The following is an 18,508-nucleotide window of genomic DNA, read 5'->3' on the forward strand; positions in this document are numbered from 1 at the left end:
AGGGTCGGGTCTGGATGAGCTTCAGCTCCTGAGATGGTCCAGGAGACCCGCCGGTCTTTCCGAGGGGTGGTGGTTAGTTGATGGCGGCGCGGAGTTGCTTGGCCGCCAGTGCGGGGTCGGCTGCGCCGTAGATGGCGCCGCCGGCGACGGCGACATCGGCGCCGGCCTTCTGAACGTCTGCGATGGTGGCCAGCTTCACGCCGCCTGCGACGGAGAACGGAACGCGGGCTTCTGCGCCGGCGCGGAGCAGCCCGGTCAGGTCGAAGCCGGGCTTTGCCTGCTCGTCCAGGCCGGCGTGCATCTCAACGAACGTCGCACCCAGGGCGCGGACTTCCTTGGCACGGGTGACCTTGTCTGCGATGCCGATGAGGTCAACGACGATGCCCTTGTTGTGGGCCTTGGCAGCCTTGACGGCGCCGGCGATGGTGGAGTCGTCGGCGGCACCAAGCACGGTGACCAGGTCAGCGCCGGCCTTGAAGGCGATGTCGGCTTCGAGTTCGCCGGCGTCCATGGTCTTCAGGTCAGCGAAGACGACCTTGTCCGGGTGGGCGTTCTTGATCGCGGTGACGACGGAGAGGCCTTCGGCTTTGATCAGCGGCGTACCGAGCTCGATGATGTCAACGAATTCGGCGACCTGGCCGGCAAGTTCGAGGGCGGCTTCGGTGGTCAGGAGGTCGATAGCAACTTGGAGCTTCATGGTGTTGTTTCTTTCTGCTGTGAACTACAGGTGGATGTGGACAGCTGGTCCTGACATCCATCGTGCAGTCTTTTGCAGGCAGGCGAAACGCCAATTCGGGATGGTTCAAACTACCTTTTTGGGTAGGCCCCTCCGGCCGCCCGGGGGAAGGTTTGGTTCTGTTTTGTGGCACGGGAAACGGCGATGTTGCCCCGAAACTCGACGGGGAGTGTCACCTCAGGCGGCCCGCGCCTGCGGGGCCGCCTGTGACTTGCGGCCAAGCTCCGCGGTCCGCTTCACCGACCACCACAGCAGCACCACCAGGAGAACATTGCGTGTTGTCAGGATGGCAGCCATGACCGGGTGGGCGTGGATGAGCGGCGTGTAGAACAGCGGGTAGATCACAAACGTGGTCATCGCGATTCCCATCAGCAGCGCAGCAGGTACCTTCCACCGCTCCCAGTCGTGCGTGAGGCCCGCGATGATCACCGGGGCCAGCCAGATGATGAACTGTGGCGAACCCACCTTGTTGAACACGATGAACGCGGTGGTCATCATCAGCGCGCCCTCGAGGAAGAGCTCCTCCCGCTCGGCGCCGCGGTTCAGTGCCCGGACCAGCAGGACGGCCGCCACCATGGCGGCGAGGATCAGCAGCGGCTGCATCAGGAACGCGGCCACGTCGGCGCCGGGCCCGTAGACCTCGGTGGAGTTGATGGCCGTGTTGTCCGCCATCTTGGACCCGGCAATGTTGAAGACACTGAGCCACACCCACGGCGTGGAAAACGTGGCTTCAAGCTGCATGCCACGCTCGCCCTGGTTGGTCAGGAAGTCCATGATGTGCGTCAGGCCGCCGGACAGGTACGTGCCCAGGCCCACGACGGCGGTGACCGCCACCCCGGAGGCCAGCACCTGGATCCGCTTACGGCTGGCAATAACGATCGGCACAAGTACCGCTGCCGGCCACACCTTGAGCCAGGTGGCGATGCTCAGCAGGATCCCCGCCACCACGGGGCGTACGGCCGCGTACAGCAGGGCAATCAGCACGATGGGGGCCGTGATGCCCTCCACCCGGGCGAAGCTGAGGTAACCCATAAAGACGGTGAAAAACAGCCACCACCAGGCCGGGGCTATGCCCTTCACCTTCCGCGGTCCGCGGGTCAGGAAAGCAAGTCCGACGGCGTTGAGGGCTGTGATGATCAGGAACCAGCACAGGAGGTACAGGCTGGGTCCGGCAATATTCGCGAGGAAGATCGGGATCTGCGCCAGCACCGGGTACACCCAGGGACTGATCTTGCCGTCAAGACTGTCCGGGTTGTAGCCGTCCGTGGCCCACTGACGGTACTGCTCGGTGTCGCTGAACGTATCGCCGTTGAGGAAGAACGACGCCATCCAGCCCAGGAAATACAGGTGGATGACCGCAAAGCCCCACCAGACGCTGGAAGGACGGGTAAACCAGTCCACCACTCGCGCGGGCAGGACGGTGCTGCGGACGCTGACCAGCCGGTCGAAGAACTTCGTGGAAATCTCAGGACTCCTTGAGCGCGGGGACGGACGCGGACGTCTTCTTGCCCAACGAGTACAGGCGCCGGACCGACCACAGGAACAGGACAACCAGGAGAACGTTGCGGATGGTCAGCACGCCGGCCATGACTGGGTTGTTGTGGCTGAGGGCATCGTAGAAGAGAGGGTAGATGAAGAACGTTGCCACCGCGATGGCGATGAGCATGGCCGCGGGGACCCGCCACTCACGCCAGCTGTGCGCCAGGCCCACCGCCACGGCCGGGGCCAGCCACACCATGAACTGGGGCGAGCCCACCTTGTTGAACACCACAAAGGCGGTGGCCAGGGTGAGTGCTCCGGCCAGCAGCAGCTCGGTGCGGTCCACGCCGCCGTCGGCCTTGCCGGTGCCGTTGAGCTTGCCGTTGTGCAGCGCCCAGAAGGTCAGACCTGCCACGAGCAGCGCGGCAAGGATGAGGAGCGGCTGCATCAGCACTGACATCACCGCGGTGCCGGGGCCGTCCACCTGCATGGAGTTGATATCGGTGTTCATGTACATCCGGGAATCGCCGATGTTCAACACGGACAGCCACAGCCACGGGGTGGTGAACGTTGCCTCAAGCTGCATGCCCCGGTCACCCTGCTGGGTCAGGAAGTTCAGTAGCTTGGGCACGCTGCCAATCGTGGCGGCGAGTGCCACCACCACCGCTGACGTGGCCACGCCGGCCAGCACCACCAGCAGGCGGTTCTTGACGACGGCGAAGAGGGCCAGCATCACTGCTGCCGGCCAGACCTTCACCCAGGTGGCCGTGGCGAGCAGTATCGAGGCGATGAACGGCCGGCCCACGCCGTAGGCCAGGGCCACCAGGACGATCGGTGCTGTGAGGCCGTCCACGCGTGCGAAGCCGAGCCAGCCCATCAGCAGCGTGAAGATCAGCCACCACCAGCCCGCGGGGATGGCGTTCTGGTTGCGGCCGCGGTCAGTGAGCTTGGCCAGGCCCCAGCCGTTGAGGATGGTGGTCATCAGCACCCAGAGGAAGAAGAAGGGTCCGGGACCGGCAAGGCCTGCCAGCGCCATGGGGATCAGCGCGAGGATGGGGTACACCCACGGGCTGGGGCCTCCGCTGAGGTTCGCTTCGTCGAAACCCGCCCGGGCCCAGTCGCGGTAAATGAAGGTGTCGCTGAAGGCTTCGCCGCGCAGGGACAGCAGCGCAGCGAAGATCAGGAAGCCCAGGTGCACCAGGATGAAGCCGGTGAGGAGCCCCCGCGGCGTGTTCAGCCAGGACCGTGCGGCCGCAGGCAGGATGACGTTGCGGATCCGTGTGAGCGTGGCGAAGAATGCGTCCGTGGAAATGGCGGAATCCTTGTCAGAGAGGGGCAAAAACAGGTGCCGGATCTTGCCGCTGGGCTGGAACCGGGAGCATCGGAGATCCGTTTACAACAGCCTCCACCTTGAGTCAAGGGTAGTTGAATGTCACGGGTGCCCAATAATCCTGCGGCTCCGCGATTGACCTACTTGGACTTGGTCTGGCGGTAGCGCTCGATCTGTTTGAGCCGCCGCAGGAGGCTGTCGCGCCGCGGGTGCGGGACGGCGTCGGGCGTCTCTGCGGTGAGGTCAATGTGTTTGGTGCCGTACTGCCAGAGCAGGAGGTCATCCAGCAGGCGGTCCGGGCCGGGGGAGTAGCGGTGGTCCAGCGCCTTGCGGACCTCGGTGATCCGCTGGGCGCTGAGCAGGCCGGCGAGCTGGACGGTCTGGTTGAGTCCGTGGGCGGCCATGAGCTCGGCGGCCCAGCCCCAGTCATCATCGACTTTGCGGTCCACGTGCGGCAGCAGCGTGCGCCAGACGTCACGGATCCGGTTGGGAGTGAGCTGCGCGGCCCCCTCACCCTCGACATCCCAGTAGCTGCGGACTTCCTCGTAGCGTTCGTGCAGGTCCGCAAAGGCGCTTTCCACGGTTTCCAGCATGGCGGCGGTGGCGGTGAACTGCCGGTCGAAATGTGGGGTCCAGGCGCGGGGGTCCTCGGCCTTGAAGCGGATGTCGTGCTCGATCTCGCTCCAGGCGTGGGCGAAGACGGTGCGGATCTGGCATTCGAAGAAGTAGCTGCCGTTGGCCGGAATCTCCGGGTTGACGGCTTGCTGGTAATTCTTGACGGCCTCGTTCTGGATTGTGCGCAAGATGAGGTGGCGGCTGGAATAGCCGTAGGTGCCGGACTCGATGGAACCGATGTCCTTCTCGCGGTCGCCGCGGCAGTCGAATACCTGCCGCTGGCGCTTGATGATGTTGGCCACCAAGGCATTCTCGGTGGGCAGTTTGGTGATGACGCGCACGCCGACCATGTCGTTGAGGGTGCGGAACGGGTCCGGGAATTTCAACACCGGGGGGCCGCCGGGTTCCAGCGGTTCCTCAATCCGGGAAATCTTCTCCCGGAACGATTCCACCGACTTGGTGCGCCCCGTGACAAACAGCGGTGTGACCTCGGTGTCCTTCAACATGTCGCGGAGGATGTGGAGAACGTCCTTGGTGACCAGCTTCAGGGCAGGGCGGACGCGCTCGTAGATCTCCACGTTCTCCTGTACGGATTCACGCAGGCTGATGTCCAGGCTGTCCCAGTTACTCGGCATGCACACAGCTTACGGCGGGCGTGTGACAGCGGCTTGTCATGCCTGGCGCAGTGTTATGCCGAAGTGGAGTTGCGGACCACCAGGGAGCTTTCCAGCGTCAGCTGCGGCTGCTCCAACCGGTGGCCTTCCATGAGCCGTCGCAGCTGCCCACCTGCCTGCAGCCCCAGCGAGGTTGCCGGCAGGTGGACGCTGGTCAGGCTGGGATTACTCGTCGCGGAATACGGCAGATCATCGAAGCCGGCGATGGCCAGCTGGGCCGGGATCTGCACGCCTGCCACGCGTGCTTCCTGCAGCACCCCGTAGGCGTGGGTGTCTGTGCAACAGACGACGGCGGTCACCCCGGAATGCTGCCACGCCGGCCAGGCTGCGGCGAATGCGGCGGCGGACGCGCCGACGTCTATGGTGGTCCTGATGATGCCGTCAGCGGGCACCGACATTCCGTGTGCGTTGGCCGCGGCCAGGAAGGCGCGGCGTCTGACCTCGAATGTGGCCGTGCCTGTCACGCTGTCCACGTAGGCCACCCGGAGGTGTCCAACATCCGCCAAATGCGCGGCCAGCTGGCGCGCGCCGTGCGCAACGTCCAGATTAACGGACGGGGCGTAGGCCTCAAGCCCCGGCGCGTCCAACAGGACTACGGGGCCGGCGGCGGACAGTTCTTCCAGGAATTCGGCGTTGGGAGCGTCAACCAGAAGCCCGGCCGGCCGGAGCGCCATCAGCTTCCGGACGTCGTCCGCCTGCGGGAACTCCCCGGCATCGGTAACGGACAGCAGCAGCTGGTAATCAGCCCCGAGCGACTCCCGGACACCGGCGATCACCTTGGCGAAAAACGGGTTGGAGATGTCCGGGGCCACGAGTAAAACCATGGAGCTGACGCCTTTGGCCAGCGAGCTGCCCAGGCTGTCCACGACGTAGCCGAGCTCGGAAATGGCCTCCCGCACCCTGGCGATGTTGTCCTCGGAGACGCGGCCGGCAGTCTTGCCGTTGGCCACCAGGGAAACCGTCGCCGTCGAGACGCCGGCGCGGGCCGCGACCATGGCCGCCGTGATCCGCCGCGGGCGGACGGATGGCTGCACCTGCTCCGCGGATTCCATACCTCGATCGTAGTAGGCCGGTGAAGCGAAGCCACCCACCACTACGTTAAGCGCTTGACCTGCGCGAACGTCAAGCGCTTGACGCGCGGCCCGGACGGGTGCCATGATCACACTGAATACTTTCGGCCACTGCCTCGGCAGGCCCCAATGACGTGGAGATTTAACGTGGAATCCAAACCGATAAAACCCGCCCGTAAGAAGATCATTCTTGACTGTGACCCGGGGCATGACGACGCCGTGGCTATCCTGCTTGCGCACGGCAACCCTGACATTGAGCTTCTGGCAGTCACCACCGTCGTGGGTAACCAGACGCTCGAAAAGGTCACCCGGAACGCGCTCGCAGTCGGGACCATCGCCGGTATCACCGGAGTGCCTTTTGCCGCCGGTTGCGGCCGGCCCCTGGTCCGCACCATCGAAACCGCGCCGTCCATCCACGGCGAGACGGGCATGGACGGCCCCGCGCAGCCCGAGTCCACCATCGAACTGGACCCGCGCCACGCCGTCGACCTCATCATTGAAACCGTGATGGCCCACGAAGCCGGTACGGTCACGCTTGTTCCCACCGGCGGCCTCACCAACATCGCGCTGGCCGCCCGCAAGGAACCGCGCATTGTGGAACGCGTCAAGGAAGTTGTCCTGATGGGCGGCGGCTACCACGTGGGCAACTGGAGCGCCGTGGCCGAATTCAACATCATCATCGACCCCGAGGCCGCCCACATCGTGTTCAACGAGAAGTGGCCGGTGGTGATGGTGGGCCTGGACCTCACTCACCAGGCCCTCGCCACCCCGGACGTCGTCGAGAAGATCGCCGCCGTGGGCACCGGACCCGCCAAGTTCGTGATGGAACTGATGGCGTTCTTCACCCAGACCTACAAGGACGCCCAGGGCTTTGACTTCCCGCCCGTCCACGATCCGTGCGCCGTGGCCTACGTGATCGATCCCAGCATCGTCACCACCCGCAAGGTTCCGGTGGACATCGAGCTCCAGGGCACGCTGACCCTTGGCATGACCGTGGCCGACTTCCGGGCACCCGCGCCGGACGACTGCACCACGTCCGTGGCCGTTGACCTGGACCACGCCCGTTTCTGGGACCTCGTCACGGATGCCCTGGTGCGCATCGGCGAACCGGCCGTTCTTGAAACAGCCGGCCGTGCAGCAGCCACGGGAGGTAAGTAGATGAGTGCCACCCTCACCGAGGCACAGACCAGCCGGGGCAACGTCACCGCCCTGATGGTCGCCCTGCTGGCCGCGTGCGTTGCGTTCCAGCTCAATGCCTCCATGCTCAGCCCTGCCCTGGTCACCATGGGCAAGGAACTGAACACCGATCAGGCCGTGATCGGCCTCTCCCAGACCTGGTTCTTCACCGCAGCCGCCCTGTTCTCCCTCTTCCTGCCCCGCCTGAGCGACATCATCGGCCGCAAGAAGATCCTGATCGGCATGATGCTCCTGATGGCCGTCGGGTCCGTCATTGCGGCCATGGCCCCGGACGTCACCTGGCTCTTTGTGGGCCGCATCATCCAGGGCGTCAGTGGCCCCACCGTGCCGTTGTGCCTGATCATGCTGCGCTCCGCAGTCAGCAACCCGCGCAAATACGGGACGCTTATGGGCCTCATCACCGCGGTCAACGGCGGCGTGGCAGGTGTGGACTCGTTTGTGGGCGGCTACTTCGCCGAGCACTTCGGGTTCCGCAGCATCTTCTGGCTCATGGTGGTCCTGGCCGTCGTCGCCACCGCCCTGATTGCCTTCCTCGCCGGCGAAAGCAAGCCCGCCGCCGGCACCTCCATGGACTGGCTGGGCGTGTTCTTCATCGTCGTCGCCGTGGGTGCGCTGCTCACCGCCCTCAACGAGGGCTCCAAGCTGGTGGGCGCCTTCGCCCCCGGCACCCTCCTGCTGTCCATCGGGCTCGTGGTGGTTGCCGCCGTCGCGTTCTTCTGCTTCTGGACCGTGGAAAAGCGGGCCAAACAGCCCATGGTGGAAACCGTCCATCTGCGCCAGCGCTCCACCTGGGCGCCGCTGCTGACCACCACGCTGACCATGACCGGTATTTTCGCCGTCATCAACGGAATTGTGCCGGCGTATGTGCAGGCCGCTGACCCGGGATTCGGCATCGGCCCCACCGAAATGTCGCTCATCATCCTCACCCCGTACGCCCTGCTCGGCTGGCTGGTGGGCCCCATCAGCGGCCGGCTCGCGCCCATTCTCGGCTACACCAAGGTCCTGCGCATCGGCATGCTCGGCAGCATTGCCGCCCTGGCCATCATCGCGTTCTTCGGCCTCAGCAGCCTGCCCATGATGATCGCCGGAACCGTCTTGCTGGGCATCATGTACGCCGGTACGGTCAACATCATGCTGAACGGACTGGGAGTTGTCCTCTCACCCGCCGGAAACCCCGGCTTCCTGCCCGGCATGAACGCGGGCGCCTTCAACCTGGGTGCCGGCCTGAGCTTCCTGGTGCTGCCTGCCGTGCTGGTGGCCACCTCGGCCCTCGGCGATGCCGCGGCGTCGTACACGACCGTTGTGGTCACCGGCCTGGTCATTACCGTCGCGGCGTTTGCCGCGTCGCTCCTCATCCCCAAGCCCGTCGAGGCTGAGGTGGCCGAATGAGTTCCGCAACGGCCGGCTCCCAAACCAGGATCGTCGTCGTCGGTTCCCTGAACGCGGACCTGACGATCTACTGCGAGCGGCTGCCGCTGCCCGGTGAAACGGTGCACGGCAACGGATTCGCCGTGAACCCGGGTGGCAAGAGCGCCAACCAGGCCGTCGCCGCCAGCCTCCTGGGCGGGGACGTCAGCCTGGTGGGTGCCGTCGGTGTGGACGCCAATGGCCACATGCTCCTGTCATCGGCCGCCGGCGCCGGGGTTGACGTGTCCGGCGTGCGGACCTCGTCAACTGAGGCCACGGGCGTCGCCGTCATCGCCGTGGATTCCAACGGCGAGAACAACATCATCATCTCCGCCGGCGCCAACGGCACCCTCTCGCCAGCGGACGTGGCCGCCGCGGCGGAATCGTTCGACGGCGCCGCGGTGGTCTGTCTCTGCCTTGAGGTCCGCCTTGACACGGTGGAGTCCGCTGCCCGGGCAGGGCGCGACGCCGGCGCCACAGTTCTGCTGAACCTCTCGCCTTACGCGCAGATCCCGCAGCAGCTGGCGGACCTGACCGACATCCTGCTGGTCAACGCCCACGAGGCGTCGCTGTTCCTTGGCTCCGCCGCGATCCCCGGCCACGACGCGGATGCCAGCGATTGGGAAGCGGTCAGGCGGCACTTTGCCGAACGGGGACTCCAACGTGTCCTGGTCACGCTGGGGGCCCACGGTTCAATGGTGCTGGATTCGCTGGCGCCTCACGGGCAACAACTGGTCCGGGTGGCGCCCACCAAGGTCAAGGCTGTGGACACAACCGGCGCGGGCGACGCCTTCACGGGTGCCGTGGCAGCCCGACTGGCGGCCGGCGCGCCGCTGGCTGACGCCGCCGCCTTCGCCTCGGTTGCCGCCGCGCTGGCCACCACCCGCAAGGGAACGCAGGCGGCCTATCCGGAGGTAGCGGACGTGGAGCGCGTGGTCGCTTCGGATGGACACCCACTGTGACCGGCTGACGTCAACGAGGAACCGCGGAAAACGCCGACGGCGACAGGTGAACGGCGGCCGCGGTGAACCTGGCTCCGGTGTCCGGGAAGGACTGGACCTCGATCCGGGCGTGGCTGTGGACCTCCTCGACCGTCCTGCGGGTGTGCTCGGCGATCTCCTCCATGGTGGTCACCCACATGCCGTCCATCGATTTCACGCGGTCAATCAGCTGTTCCAGGGCCACTGCCTTGGACGGCCGACCCGAAATGAACGGGTGGTTGGTCAAGACAAAGCAACTGCCTTGGGCATGGTGTGCCTCCGCCTCCAGGGTCCACATTTCCAGGACCTTGGCCGGGCTTTCGATGACTCCGCTGCCGGTGACGCCAGGATAGAACGCGTACTGTTCCCAGTCGTCAAGGGTCCAGTCGACCGGGATCTCCACGATGTCCCGATTGTCGCCGGGGGCGACGCTGACGCGGTAGGGTGCGTCGCCGTCGAGCAGGCTCGAATCATAGAGGAAGCCGCGGTCCGCCAGGAGCGCCGGGGAATGCCAATTCAGTTCCCACCACGGCGCCCGGTAACCTACCGGCTCCACGCCGACCTTGGCGAGAGCTTCCAGCCCGCGGTCGATGTAGCGTGCCTCGGTCCCGGCGTCGATCCCCTGCATGGGTTCGTGCAGGTAACCGTGGTGGGCCACCTCGTGCCCGGCGTCCACGATGCGCCGGACCGTGTCCGGGTAACAGTCTGCCGTGAAGCCGGGAACGAAGAAGGTGGCCCGGATGTCCTGCCGCTGGAGAATTTGCAGCAGGCGCGGTACCGCCACTTTGGGCCCGTAGGACTGGTGGGTCATCAGGGACATCCGGCGCGTGCTCTTCGGATCGTGGGCGATGGTGCACGACTCGGCGTCGACGTCGAACGTGAACGAAGCTGCTGCCCGCTTACCCTCAGGCCAGGTGATGGGATGGGAGGAATCCGCGAATGCTTCAAAGGTCATGTCTTGTTCCTAGAGTTTCAGGTCCGGCAGAGTGTCAATGTTTCAGAGTTCGGCAGGTGCGCTGGGCCGGGTGGCGAAGCCCAGGTCGGCAGTCGCCTGAAGCACGATGGCAGCCGGGAGGGCGGAGTCAAGGTACCTGCGGTGGAACCTCGGGCCAAGGATGGCGTAGGTGCCGGCGCTCGCAAGGCCGCCTGCGAGCCAGGAGAGGTCCCAGCCGCCCAAGGCCACAGCAATGGGGCCCTGCATCGCCGGTACGAGTCCGTACATAAACAGCCAGGTGGCGAAGATGCCGATCAGGAGTGAGGCGACGCCAGCCCAGTTGACGCCGGGAAGGCGCTTGGTTCCGACGGCGTCGAAGAGCCTGTCCGGGTTGCCCGGCCAACGCTTCTCGAGCCAGAAGTAGTGGACCAGCATTACTCCGCCCCAGGCCGCTACCCAGGCAACCAGCCCGATGAGCCATGCGTCCAGGACGGCGGCGAAATCTTCCTGGAAGATGAAGAAGACGACGGCGGCCAGGGAGAAAACTCCGACGAACAGGTTGAGCTTGCGCCGGCTGATAGTGATGTCCAACGACTGGGTTGCGACCGAGAAGGTGTAGATGTTCAGGATGTTGGTGGCGATGGGGCCGTGCAGCACCATCAGCAGCACCGGCAGTGCGAGGACGCCGAAGTTCTGGACGATGAGCTTGCCCGGGTCGATTTCACCGCTGTTGGTGGCCAGGCTGGCGCCGAGGATTCCCAGCCACACCACGGGAATGAATTGGCCCAGAACTGATGCCAGGTACACCTTCCGCTTGGGGACTTCGGTGCTCACAAACCGGGAGTAGTCGGCGGCGTAGGTAAACCAGGTGATGCCCCAGCCGATGCCGATGGCTGTCATCACGGCGCTCATGGCGGCGATGCGCTCGGATCCTTCCAGGATCTGACCGGCAGGGCCGGCGTAACCCCAGTCGATTTTCATGCCGAACCAGGCCACGGCGGACATCACGGCCAGGATGATGATGGTGGGCGGGACCGTCCACTTTTCGAAGGCCGCGATGGCTTTGTAGCCGAACCAGGCGATGGCTACCTGCGCGGCCATGATGGCGGTGGCAATGCCGATCTTCCAGGCGTAGTTGTGGGCGGTGGGGTCAACCCAGCCAAGTGTGCCGAAGAGGGCCATCACCAGATCCAGGATGATCCACGTGTTGACTGCGCACCAGCCGATCACCAGGAGAGCCTGGATGGCGGCCGGCAGGTAGTTGCCGCGGCGGCCGAAGGCTGCCCGGGCCAGGACCATGCCGGTGGCGCCGGTCTTCTGGCCAAGCAGGACGAAGCAGCCGAACAGCAGCATGCCGATCAGGTTCCCCAAAACCAGGACGGTGACTGTGTCGGCAAAGCCGAGGCCGAGATGAATGCCGAGTGCACCGAGCACCCAGTTGATGGGTGCAAGATTTGCGCCGGCCCAGATCCAGAACTGACCGGAAACTTTGTGCGTGCGCTGGGACTCGGGAATGGGCTGAAGCCAGGCTTCGTAATCTTCAGGCGCAGATTGGTGTCCGGCTCCAGCGGTTGAGGTGGATTGCTGCATTGGGGCCTCCGTTGAGGGGATGTGGATTCCTCAAGGTTATGTGGGCCACGCCACATAGACCATATACAATGTGTCGCGAAGATCATTAGATTACGCGACGGAGTGTCATGTCTATACGCCTGCAGGATGTCTTGAAACACTCCACCGTGACCCCGGCGGATCCTGTGATCCGGGCAGCGGCGGCCATCGCGGCCCAGACGCAGCTGCGCTGGATTCACTCCAGTGAGGTCTTGGACATTGCGCCGCTGCTTGGCGGCGGTGAACTGTTGCTCACCGGCGGACAGGCGCTCACCTCCGCAACTGACGAACGGCGTGTTGGCTACATCCGGGAGCTGGCGGAGCGTGGCGTGGCTGCGCTGGCCATCGAGACGGGTACCGTGCTGCCGTCGATTCCGTCCTCGATGGTGGCGGCAGCTGAAGCCGCTGGTCTTCCCTTGATAGAGCTTCGAAAGGTGGTGCCCTTTGTCGGCGTCATGGAAGCCATCAACTCACTGCTTGTGAGCGAGTCAGCTGCTCACCTGCAGCAGGCTGACCGGGCCAGCCATGCCATGGCGGTGGAGCTTGCCCATGGCGGCAGTCTTGACCGGATCCTGGCCGTCCTGGCGGACGCTACCGGCGCGGAAGTTGTCCTGACGTCCACCTCTGGCGCCCCGTTAGCTAGTGCACTGCCGGCAGGCCATGCCGAGGAGCCGGACCTCACAGCGTCCATCGAGTCTTCGCCGGATCGGGCACGAAACATCCAGGTTGACGTGTCCGTGCGTGGCATCCCTTCGGCCCGCCTCACCCTTCATGCCCTTCCCGGGGCAGATGTGAACCTGACGAGAATCGCCGGGAACCGCTCGGTGGACATACTGGCGTTGGCCCTGCTGCAGCGCATGCCCCCTGGCTTGAAGGAGATGGCGGGTGCGGCGCTGATCCGCGCCGTCGATTCAGGAACGCAAAACTGGCGGCTCCAGCAGCTCGCCCCGGCTGCGGGGATCCCGTTGTCCGCGCAACTGGTGGCCGTTGTGGTCCGGTCTCCTGGCTCAAGGCAACCCAGGATGGCTGTGGAGCAACTGCTGGAGCGGGTGGGGCATCACGGCGCAAGCTACGCGGACAACGCGGAACTCTTGGCGCTGGCCGTCCTCCGCCCCGCCAGGATGCAGGAAGACCGGGACGCAATTGTGGCCGGACTGCAGTCGCTTGCATTGCCGGAGGGGACAGTCAGCGCGGTCGGACCGGTGGCCCATGGAATTTCCGCCGCACCATGGTCCCTAACGGAAGCCCGGCTGACCCTTGACCTCGGGACGGGCGCGGGACCGCTCAGGGCCGGGTCAGGACAGTCCGGAGCGGTCCTTGACGCCGAAGCCTTCGCAGTGGAGCGGCTTGCGTTCCATTCCTTGGATGAGGCCCAGGCCACGGAATTTATCGGCCAGCAGCTCGGTGCCATCCTTGTCCACGATTCCCAACGAAACTCCGCGCTGGTGGAGACGCTGCGGGTCTGGCTGGATTCCGGCTGCAACACGGCCCAGGCTGCCCGCGAGCTGCACCTGGAGCGGCAGTCCATGCACCAGCGACTGCAGCGGATCTTCTCCCTCTGCGGCGGCGACCCCCGCGGAACGGGCAGGCTCGCTGCGCTGCACCTGGCGACGAGGCTTGTGCGCATGCCCCGCTCGGCAACTTCTGGCCGCAACCAGGACGCGACCAGCGCCACGCGTGCGGTCCGCGGGTCCGCCGGCAGTATGAACAGAAGGGTTCACTGACGGAAGCGATGATCCGGACCGTTCCCAGAACTGTTCCGGACGCTTCGCCGGTAGCCGCGTGTCGTCGTCGTTCTTCACTGCGTTCGGCTGGTGCTCCGTCCCGCTGGCGGCGGTCCCGCTCGACCCCCGCACCCAGAGACTCCGGCAGGATCACCGGCAACCACCACCGGCCCCGGCGCTACGACCGTAGGCTCCTGCGCGTCTTCTTTCTTTCCGCGCCTTCGGTGCTGAAAAGCTGCCCCGCCTCTCGAACCTACTACGACCGAAAACGCGCCGAAGGAAACTCACATCCAGGCCGTGCTCTCCCTAGCCCGGCGCCGCCTGAACGTCCTCTGGGCCATGCTCCGTGACGGCACCACCTACACGCCGGTTCCGGTGGCACAGTCACTGGCTGCCTAACGACGCGGGCGCCAACCCGTCGTGTCTCACCGCTGTTATTTCTGGCCCATCACACAACGCAGGGGGTGCGAATCAGGGACGGGGGCAGTGTTCGTGTGTTCACAGTCTGGGTTCACCAACGGCGGCCCTTTGCGGGGATCCGCGCAACACCAGCGCTATCCCGCTGAGCAGTGACGCCACGGCGGCGAAGATCAGCAGCGGCCCCAGACCCAACCCGGGGATCATCGCACCGGCCAGGGCCGGGGCTGCGACCGAGCTGAGTGCCCCCACGATTAGGCAGGCCGTGAACGCCTCACCTGCGCGCTCGGGTACCAGTTCGGCGGTCCAGATCGCGAGCACCGCAGATCCTGTCATGTATCCTGCTCCGAAGATGCATGCCGAGACCGCCGTAGCGGTCAGGGAATCGCTTGCCAACCCAAGCAGCGCTAGTGCTACACCGACCGCTCCAAGGCTCAGTCCAGCGACCCGCGAACTTCCCATTCGATGTGCGAAGTTTCCGGTCGCCACGCCTACGACGCCGCAGAGACCAATGGCCGCGTAGAGCGCCGGGACGGCTCCCGCTGGGAGGGCGCCGCTGTTTAGGGCATCGGCGGCGTAGGTGAAGTAGATGACGACGGCCGCAAAGTAGGCCACCGAGTAGGCACCCGGGCCCCGCAGCGCTGCAAACAAAGAGGAAGCACCGTACTGGTTGTTCGCACGCGGGGCTGGCCTGGTTTTCGGCACCAGGCGAAGGTTCACAAGTGCGGCGGCTACCGCGGCTAAGGCGATGCCGACCCAGATCAGTCGCCAGGAGCCCAGTACCGCCAGGACGGCCAGCCCGCCCAGCAGCACCAGTCCGCCGCTGGTGCCGGTGGTGATGATCGCCAACGCTCTGGGCTGCTGCCGCAAGGGCACCGCACGGGTCACGATGTCCGAGTAGGGCGCCCAGACCCAGCCGCCGGCGCTGCCGGCCAGGACGACACCGGCGGCGAGCAGTCCCGGAGACTGCGCAAAGGCCACGATCACCGCGCCCAGAACGCCGCTGGCTCCGCCCACGGTCGTCGGAGCACGCGAACCGTGCCGGGCAGCTAGTGGCCCTGCCAACAGCAATCCAGCCAAGTATCCCGCGAACGTTGTGCTGGCGATGATGCCGAGCACCAGCTCGGACAGACCCAGATCTTCCCGGATGTTCGGCAGCGTCAGACCGTAGGCGTAGCGGGCCATGCCGAAGGCGACTCCAACTACCGCTGCTCCGGCCAGGCCGATTCGACCACCCTCTGAAAGCTTCATAAACTCCTCCTCAATTTGGCGCAGTAGCCTGGCGCTCCTGCCCGCCGACGAGCGCCAGCCCGTAGGTCGCATCGCATCTCCCCGAGAGCGCTGTAACGGTCGTTATGCTACAGCAGAACTTACGTTCTGTATGCGGGTTCCCTACACTGGTGTGATGACCACAGGCCAGCGAACTCCTGCGCGCACCCGGCTGCTCGAGGCGGCCGATCAGGTACTGTTCGAACGCGGTGTGCGGGACACGCCCGTCGATGAGCTGCTGCGTCAGGCGGAGGTCTCGGCGGCCACCCTGTACACGCACTTCGGCAGCAAGGATGCCCTGGTTGCCGAAGTGCTGCGGGTCCGGCTGGCGGACTGGCAGAGCGTCTGGGACCAGCACATCGTTGCGGCCGACAATGACCTGGATCGGTTGCTCGCGGTCTTCGACGCTCTAACCTCCTACCGGGACGCCCATCGTCACCCGTCACGGTGGTGCGCTTTCTTGGCCGCCGCCAGCGAGCTCCCCCAGGCCGGGGACGAAATTAGCGACGTCCTGGCTGGTGACACCGCCCTGCTCTCCGACCGCCTTCTGCACCTGTCCCGCCCGCTTGCCGGGGCGTGCGCCCAGGACTTGGCCAATGAAGTGCTTCTGGCCTACAGCGGGGCCCTGGCCGGCTTCCTCCGCGGTTCCCCTCGGTCCCCAATCGACGTGGGCCGCCGTTTAGCCCATGCAGCAGCTCAAGCCCACAGCCGTGACTGACACATTCATTTGCCGCCTGCGATTCCAGGTAGCCTCTGGGAGTCGCAACGGTTGCCCGCGCCAGGTCGACCATCCCATTGCACTTGAGGATGTCGTCGCGCGTGTGTGGTAGCGCACAGGGCCGCTCATTGACGGGGTTTCCCAGGTCCCCAATCAGGACGACCTTGACGCGTCAGACGCTACTTTCGACGACCTGACCTGACCACTTGTGCCCAACTGAACGAGCTCGGCCTCGTCCTCCTCGGTGTACCCGAGGAGTTTTTTCATTCCGGGGCGGTCGATGGCTGTCCTTGGTGACCAGCGCGTCCAGTTGCAGGTGACCACGCAGGGTTCCGGGGCTTCAGCTCGAGGCACCCTCCGTCCGAGCCCGAAACGATAGACCGCTGCGTGGGGGGTGGGTGTGCCTGGGCGGCACGGGCCGGAACATGCCGCGTGCCGCCTGGGCGGGGTTGGTGCTTAGGGTGGGTAGCTATTTATTGTCCGGGTCCCGTTTGGTGGGGCTGGACGGTGGGGATGCTGCCTGTGTGGGTGCCGCCTTGGTGCGAGTCCGGGTCGGGGCAGGTTTCGTCGCAGTCATGCGTCGTGACGAGGTCGAATTGAACGCGGCCGTGTTGTTCCACGCCGGTCCGGATCGCACGTTCCATCACGTTAGTGGCCAATCGTGCGCGCAATGCCAGAGGATCACGGCGGAGGTCCTTGGTGAGGGCGAAGCAGAGCAACAACATAACGATTACGAAGGGCAGGGCCGCCACGATAGTGATGCGTTGAAGTCCTGATAGTGCCGCGGAGGGTTCATTACCTCCGGCCAGGAGCATGACGGAAGCTACCGCGCCGGTGAGCAGGCCCCAGAAGATGATCAGGCGTCGGGGTGGGTCGTTGGAGCCGTTGGAGCTCAACGAAGCGATCACGATAGAGGCCGAGTCGGCGCTGGTGACGAAGAAGTTTGCAATGAGGACCATGGCCAGCACTATGACGGCTGTGATTGCCCAGGCCGGCATGTTCAGGTTCTTGATCACATCGAAGAGTGCTCCGTCGAAGCTAATGGACGGGGCTCCGTCCACCATGGTGACCAGGCCTGGCGTGCCTGCCTTGTCGGCCTCGCGCTGGATGTCGAAAGCTGCNCCGCCGAAGATGCTGAACCAGATGACGGTGACGACGCTGGGGACCANNAGTACGCCGGTGACGAACTGGCGGATGGTGCGGCCGCGGCTGATGCGGGCGATGAACAGTCCTACGAAGGGCGTCCAGGAGATCCACCAGGCCCAGTAGAAGATGGTCCAGCTGGACATCCAGCTGCGCAGGGCTTCGTCCCCGACGGCTTCGGTGCGGGAGGACATTTCCGCGAGGTCGCGGGTGTAGTCACCGACGGCGGAAGGGATCAGGTTGAGGATGAACAGGGTGGGGCCGGCGACGAAGACGATCAGGGCCAGGGTGGCGGCCAGGATCATGTTGATGTTCGAGAGCCATTGGATGCCGCGGCTGATGCCCGAAACGGCGGAGGCGACGAAGCCGCATGTCAGGATGGCGATGATCACCACGAGTACCGGGGTGCCGATTTCTCCAAGCCAGCCGTTGGAGCTCAGGCCGTTGCCGATTTGCATTGCGCCTAGGCCCAGTGAGGCCGCAGTTCCGAAGAGGGTGGCCAAGATGGCCAGGATGTTGATGAATTTTCCGATCGGTCCTTCGACCCTCTTGATGCCGAAGAGCGAGGTGAAGGCTGCGGAGATGAGCTGCCTGCGGCCCAGCCGGAAGCTTCCGTAGGCCATGGCGATGCCCACTACTGCGTACATCGCCCAGGGGTGCAGTGCCCAGTGGAAGATCGAGGTTGCCATAGCCGTTTGGATGGCCTCGGGGGTCCTGCCGTCTACCGTCCCCGGTGGTGGGGAGATGTAGTGGTAGAGGGGTTCGGCCACGCCGTAGAACATCAGTCCGATGCCCATGCCGGCGGCAAAGAGCATCGCGATCCAGGAGACGGTCCGGAATTCCGGTTTCTCGCCGTCCTTGCCCAGCGGGATGTTGCCGAACTTGCCGAGGGCAAGCCACAGGACAAAGATCACAAAGATCGAAGCCGTGATCATGAAAAGCCACCCGGTGTACTCCATGACCCAGTTAAGGGCCCCGGTGGAGGTCGCGGCGAGGTTATCCTTTCCGACGAAGCCCCAAACCACAAAGGCGACAGCCGCGACGCCGGTGATTCCGAAGGTCACTTTGTCAAGGGTGTGCGTGTGGTTCCGGCGCCGCGAAACGGCGTGATCGGTCTTGGCGTTGCGCAGTTCCTCGAGGATCAGCTCATACTCTTCTGTATCCGGCAGTGCCGCGGCACCTACGTCCCCCGGATCCAGGACATCCT

14 protein-coding genes and 2 pseudogenes are annotated in these 18,508 nt (G+C 65.2%); 6 read left to right on the forward strand and 10 right to left on the reverse strand.

Going from position 1 to position 18,508, the window contains the following annotated elements; all coding sequences use genetic code 11:
• Positions 1–73: 73 nt before the first annotated feature.
• From hxlA to DAD99_RS10910, 5 genes are all read right to left on the reverse strand, one after another.
• The gene (gene hxlA, locus DAD99_RS10890; RefSeq protein WP_193341542.1) at positions 74–697 is read right to left on the reverse strand and encodes a 3-hexulose-6-phosphate synthase; all 624 of its coding nucleotides are present in this window, start codon (positions 695–697) and stop codon (positions 74–76) included.
• 216 nt (positions 698–913) lie between these two features.
• Positions 914–2,140, reverse strand: a complete 1,227-nt coding sequence (locus DAD99_RS10895; RefSeq protein WP_193341543.1) for a glycosyltransferase 87 family protein — start codon at positions 2,138–2,140, stop codon at positions 914–916.
• Between the two features lie 61 nt (positions 2,141–2,201).
• A complete protein-coding gene (locus tag DAD99_RS10900) occupies positions 2,202–3,554 on the reverse strand; it encodes a glycosyltransferase family 87 protein (RefSeq protein WP_227007925.1) in 1,353 nt (450 codons plus the stop codon).
• 131 nt (positions 3,555–3,685) lie between these two features.
• Positions 3,686–4,795, reverse strand: coding sequence for a GTP pyrophosphokinase family protein (locus DAD99_RS10905; RefSeq protein WP_185262165.1), 1,110 nt, complete (start codon positions 4,793–4,795; stop codon positions 3,686–3,688).
• Between the two features lie 53 nt (positions 4,796–4,848).
• A complete protein-coding gene (locus DAD99_RS10910; RefSeq protein WP_227007926.1) occupies positions 4,849–5,886 on the reverse strand; it encodes a LacI family DNA-binding transcriptional regulator in 1,038 nt (345 codons plus the stop codon).
• A 147-nt stretch (positions 5,887–6,033) separates the two neighbouring features.
• Here DAD99_RS10910 and DAD99_RS10915 point away from each other — a divergent pair, with 147 nt between their 5' ends.
• Genes DAD99_RS10915 through DAD99_RS10925 form a run of 3 tightly spaced genes read left to right on the forward strand, consistent with a single transcriptional unit; the run spans position 6,034 to position 9,470 of the window.
• A complete protein-coding gene (locus DAD99_RS10915; RefSeq protein ID WP_193341544.1) occupies positions 6,034–7,062 on the forward strand; it encodes a nucleoside hydrolase in 1,029 nt (342 codons plus the stop codon).
• On the forward strand, positions 7,063–8,490 hold the full coding sequence (locus DAD99_RS10920) for an MFS transporter (protein WP_193341545.1): 1,428 nt from the start codon (positions 7,063–7,065) through the stop codon (positions 8,488–8,490). It begins immediately after the preceding gene.
• A complete protein-coding gene (locus tag DAD99_RS10925; RefSeq protein WP_193341546.1) occupies positions 8,487–9,470 on the forward strand; it encodes a ribokinase in 984 nt (327 codons plus the stop codon). The genes DAD99_RS10920 and DAD99_RS10925 overlap by 4 nt, the downstream gene beginning before the upstream one ends.
• 10 nt (positions 9,471–9,480) lie before the next feature.
• Here the strand turns inward: DAD99_RS10925 and DAD99_RS10930 are convergent, their stop codons facing one another.
• Both DAD99_RS10930 and DAD99_RS10935 read right to left on the reverse strand, forming a co-directional pair.
• Positions 9,481–10,443, reverse strand: coding sequence for a polysaccharide deacetylase (locus DAD99_RS10930; RefSeq protein WP_193341547.1), 963 nt, complete (start codon positions 10,441–10,443; stop codon positions 9,481–9,483).
• Between the two features lie 42 nt (positions 10,444–10,485).
• On the reverse strand, positions 10,486–12,012 hold the full coding sequence (locus DAD99_RS10935; RefSeq protein ID WP_193341548.1) for a cytosine permease: 1,527 nt from the start codon (positions 12,010–12,012) through the stop codon (positions 10,486–10,488).
• Positions 12,013–12,119: 107 nt separating this feature from the next.
• On the opposite strand from DAD99_RS10935, the gene DAD99_RS10940 reads away from it, so the two are divergent.
• Entirely contained in the window at positions 12,120–13,754 is a 1,635-nt protein-coding gene (locus tag DAD99_RS10940; protein WP_193341549.1) for a PucR family transcriptional regulator, read from the forward strand.
• Here the strand turns inward: DAD99_RS10940 and DAD99_RS21685 are convergent.
• A pseudogene (locus DAD99_RS21685) lies at positions 13,717–13,869 on the reverse strand (GTP 3',8-cyclase MoaA); the annotation flags it as partial. The gene DAD99_RS10940 and the pseudogene DAD99_RS21685 sit on opposite strands and share 38 nt — an antisense overlap.
• Positions 13,870–13,879: 10 nt before the next feature.
• On the opposite strand from DAD99_RS21685, the pseudogene DAD99_RS10945 reads away from it, so the two are divergent.
• Positions 13,880–14,153: pseudogene (locus DAD99_RS10945) on the forward strand (IS110 family transposase); the annotation flags it as partial.
• 99 nt (positions 14,154–14,252) lie between these two features.
• Here DAD99_RS10945 and DAD99_RS10950 read toward each other — a convergent pair.
• Positions 14,253–15,422 (reverse strand): MFS transporter, encoded by a 1,170-nt coding sequence (locus tag DAD99_RS10950; RefSeq protein WP_193341550.1) that lies wholly within the window; start codon positions 15,420–15,422, stop codon positions 14,253–14,255.
• A gap of 154 nt (positions 15,423–15,576) precedes the next feature.
• Between DAD99_RS10950 and DAD99_RS10955 the strand changes: the two genes are divergently transcribed.
• Entirely contained in the window at positions 15,577–16,158 is a 582-nt protein-coding gene (locus tag DAD99_RS10955; protein ID WP_193341551.1) for a TetR/AcrR family transcriptional regulator, read from the forward strand.
• Positions 16,159–16,631: 473 nt separating this feature from the next.
• Here the strand turns inward: DAD99_RS10955 and DAD99_RS10960 are convergent, their stop codons facing one another.
• Complete coding sequence (locus tag DAD99_RS10960) at positions 16,632–18,500, reverse strand: BCCT family transporter (protein WP_193341557.1); 1,869 nt, start codon at positions 18,498–18,500, stop codon at positions 16,632–16,634.
• Positions 18,501–18,508 lie beyond the last annotated feature (8 nt).

The sequence above is a fragment of the Pseudarthrobacter sp. AB1 genome, from assembly GCF_014926485.1.
In the GTDB taxonomy this organism is placed as follows: domain Bacteria; phylum Actinomycetota; class Actinomycetes; order Actinomycetales; family Micrococcaceae; genus Arthrobacter.

What these genes read in the sequence shown, in the direction of transcription:
- DAD99_RS10940 (WP_193341549.1), top strand. Translation starts at nt 12,120, where the DNA reads ATGTCTATACGCCTGCAGGATGTCTTGAAACACTCCACCGTGACCCCG.
- hxlA (WP_193341542.1), bottom strand. Translation starts at nt 697, where the DNA reads ATGAAGCTCCAAGTTGCTATCGACCTCCTGACCACCGAAGCCGCCCTC.
- DAD99_RS10920 (WP_193341545.1), top strand. Translation starts at nt 7,063, where the DNA reads ATGAGTGCCACCCTCACCGAGGCACAGACCAGCCGGGGCAACGTCACC.
- DAD99_RS10950 (WP_193341550.1), bottom strand. Translation starts at nt 15,422, where the DNA reads ATGAAGCTTTCAGAGGGTGGTCGAATCGGCCTGGCCGGAGCAGCGGTA.
- DAD99_RS10925 (WP_193341546.1), top strand. Translation starts at nt 8,487, where the DNA reads ATGAGTTCCGCAACGGCCGGCTCCCAAACCAGGATCGTCGTCGTCGGT.
- DAD99_RS10905 (WP_185262165.1), bottom strand. Translation starts at nt 4,795, where the DNA reads ATGCCGAGTAACTGGGACAGCCTGGACATCAGCCTGCGTGAATCCGTA.
- DAD99_RS10915 (WP_193341544.1), top strand. Translation starts at nt 6,034, where the DNA reads ATGACGTGGAGATTTAACGTGGAATCCAAACCGATAAAACCCGCCCGT.
- DAD99_RS10910 (WP_227007926.1), bottom strand. Translation starts at nt 5,886, where the DNA reads ATGGAATCCGCGGAGCAGGTGCAGCCATCCGTCCGCCCGCGGCGGATC.
- DAD99_RS10955 (WP_193341551.1), top strand. Translation starts at nt 15,577, where the DNA reads ATGACCACAGGCCAGCGAACTCCTGCGCGCACCCGGCTGCTCGAGGCG.
- DAD99_RS10930 (WP_193341547.1), bottom strand. Translation starts at nt 10,443, where the DNA reads ATGACCTTTGAAGCATTCGCGGATTCCTCCCATCCCATCACCTGGCCT.
- DAD99_RS10935 (WP_193341548.1), bottom strand. Translation starts at nt 12,012, where the DNA reads ATGCAGCAATCCACCTCAACCGCTGGAGCCGGACACCAATCTGCGCCT.